Source organism: Pseudomonas syringae pv. coryli str. NCPPB 4273 (genome assembly GCF_000972175.1).
Taxonomy (GTDB): Bacteria; Pseudomonadota; Gammaproteobacteria; order Pseudomonadales; family Pseudomonadaceae; genus Aquipseudomonas; species Aquipseudomonas syringae.
Genome location: NZ_AWQP01000087.1, coordinates 1 through 2,457 on the forward strand (window position 1 = coordinate 1; position 2,457 = coordinate 2,457).

Consider the following 2,457-nt stretch of genomic DNA (forward strand, 5'->3'; position numbering starts at 1 on the left):
GGGGTAGTGGAGGTAGTACTCTACGAGGGCGTGGTGGGTGGTGATGGTGTAGTTGTAGATGGTTTTTTGGCGGATGAGGAGGCATAGGTAATAAGCAAGAATTCCGGCAAGCGCGAGTATCGCGCCCACTAATGAGTAGAGGCTGTCTGAAAACATTATCCAGCCTCCCCACATGTAAAGTGTGCTGCCTATCATGTAGATCGCAATGAATATGGACTGAGTTATCATCATTTCTCTAGGCGATCTTGCAAATGTTTTGATCTTCCAGTTTAGAACGTCTTTACTTTTTGGCAGGTACAAGGCTTTTTCTTGCTGATTCATACAGGTGTACCCTCTGCTACTTCCAGAGTCAGTGTGCCAATCCTGCTTGATGCCTTCACTTCAAGCTCCACAGCAGCCAAACCATCAATAGCAGTATCGCCTCTTGTGCCAAGCTCCATCTGAAACAGATAGCTTCTATCGTCCTCGCCAGGATTGATCAGATTGGTCGGGTACCAGATTTGCAGCTCAAGATATGTTGCGTCCTTGTCGAGCGGCACCCAGGTTTCCCAGATGAGGTCTTCATTTTCAGGTGGCATGAGAGGATAGGTGAAATCTTCACTCGCCTTGCCAGCTGGATTGTTGGTAAGCGTCCCGAACTGTTCAGCCTTCCTGAATTGCCCACGGTCCAGAAAAGCTTGATGCAGTGGGTCGTCTATTTTTTCTACAGGTAACACGCCCCATGGTCGCTTGCTGCTGACGATGTTGAAGTGCACGGACTCCCCGCGTACCAGCTTTGGCAAGCGTACTTGTACTCCAGCGCCATTTTGTACCGCTACGCTGTAGTAATCGCCTTTGCCAAGATAACGACTCTCATAATGCACGGTGCTTTTAACATGAATCTGTGGAGACAATTGAATTTCCATCAATGCGCGTACTTCTTCACTCTCGCCTTTCGCAGTCTCGGGGTAGCGATAGTCTAGGGTTCTCGACCAACAGCACTTACGTAGCCACCAGCCCACACTGTCTTGCTTTAAATAACTCAAAGCCAGCGTAGTAAAAAGATATATAGATCCTATTACGAGCAGCGCCACACTGAACCATGGGCTCATCGCAACAATTGTGAAGGTGCTTGCAGGGGACAACCCTGCCATCAATTGAAAAGTTGAGCCTACTCCCATTGCGAATATAGAAATGCCCTTTACAATAATTGCGTTTTTTTCCTCTGATGTTTTCGCTGCGTAAAAATCATTTGTGACATCAAATAGTTCAAGCGTAACCGCCGCCAGCCCAAACCCACCCATCGCCACCATCGAAACCCTGAACCCACGTATCGCATCACTCCACGCCGCATTTCCCTTTGCCCTCCAATAACCCGCAGAACGATCCAGAATCCCGACATTCTTGCCATCGATCAGCACCGGCGTCGCCTCCCTGATAACCGCCCACGGCGCTTCAACAAACACCGCCATCAACAGGTTAAAGCTATACCCCAGCCCATACGTCACCTTGCCAATATCCTTGGCACTGAAGTCTCCGTCCCGAGTAAGGTCGCGATAGGTGAGGGCGGTGTTGATGAAGTTGAGCATGATCACGCCCCAGGTGATCGAGCCGGCAATCCCTCCCAGTCCATCGAGCCAACGCTTGGCGCTGCTCAGCCATTCTTTGGTGATGGCTTTGCCGGACTGGAAGTGCAGGCGAATTTCGTCCTGCAACTGCTTGGCGTATTGGTTGTTCTGATAGTCGAGCAGGGCGGGCATGCTCAGTTCGTGCAGGCGAAGCTTTTGCTCGAGCGCGCGCAGGTGGCTGGCGATGCTTTTGCGGGGGTTGTAAGCGGTTGGGTAGAGCCAGCTGCGACGGATATCACTGATCTGTTTGTTGAGTACCCGCCATTCGCTGATCCAGTTTTTCAGTTTCGCGAGCATGTTGTGATCGATCGCAATACGCGCCTTTGAATCGAGCAAAATCTGGCCGATCAACAGTGTGCGAATCAGTGCGGCGATGTTCTGCTGCTTGCCCACCGCCAGGCGGCTGTCGATGGGCACCCAGGCCAGCAGGATACTTTCGAACGTTGCCTTGCCAGCACCGCTGGCCAGTTGGCCGAGGGCTTTGAAGGTGTCCTGAACGGGGTGTTTCAGCGCCTTCATCCACGTCTTGTCGGCAAAGCCCTGGTGATTGAGCGTGCCGTTAAGTTCGCCAATGCGGGTGGCCAGGTTGGTGATGTCGCCGAGGCCGTTCAGCAGCGCGTTAGCTTCCTGGTGTAGGGCATGTTTGAGCGCCGGTGAGAAGCCGTAGCGCAACGTGCCAAACAGGCTGCTGTCGTTGGCTTCCTGCTCGGCGAGCCAGGCGCTGGCGGCGTTGTCCTGAGCGTAAATGATCTGCAGGTTAAGCATGAGCGTTTGCAGATAAAGCAGGCTTTCAGGGTGTGTGGTGTCGACAAACAGCTTGAGCGGTTCGGTGCCCAGATGGGCCGACCAT

Annotated in this window: 2 pseudogenes; both read right to left on the reverse strand. The window is 52.6% G+C overall.

Going from position 1 to position 2,457, the window contains the following annotated elements:
- Positions 1–321 (reverse strand): annotated as a pseudogene (locus P406_RS29535) (permease); the annotation flags it as partial.
- A pseudogene (locus P406_RS26630) lies at positions 318–2,457 on the reverse strand (hypothetical protein); the annotation flags it as partial. The pseudogenes P406_RS26630 and P406_RS29535, both read right to left, overlap by 4 nt.